The sequence below is a fragment of the Methylobacterium platani genome, from assembly GCF_001653715.1.
GTDB lineage: Bacteria > Pseudomonadota > Alphaproteobacteria > Rhizobiales > Beijerinckiaceae > Methylobacterium > Methylobacterium platani.
In genome coordinates this window covers 1,650-1,859 of the sequence record NZ_LWHQ01000110.1, presented here as the reverse complement: position 1 = coordinate 1,859, position 210 = coordinate 1,650, and the positions used below count along the sequence as shown (strand labels likewise).

Sequence of the window (210 nt, the reverse complement as noted above, 5' to 3'; positions counted from 1 at the left end):
CGCTGGTGCGCGAGAGCGGGCTCGCCGTGCTGCAGGTCCCCGGCGGCGTCCCCTGGCACGACGGGCAGGACGCCTACCTGGTGGTGGCGATCGCCGCGCAATCCGACACCCACATCACGGTCCTGCGCCGTCTCACCCGCCTGATCCAGGACGAGGCCCGGCTGGCGCGCCTGCGCACCACGACGGACGCCTCCGAGATCGCCGCGGCGC

At 75.2% G+C, this 210-nt stretch carries 1 protein-coding gene; it reads left to right on the top strand.

All coding sequences use genetic code 11. The annotated features are described in order from the left end of the window. Nucleotides 1-210: PTS mannitol transporter subunit IIA (locus A5481_RS31405; protein ID WP_156655680.1), on the top strand; the 210-nt coding region annotated here is incomplete at both ends.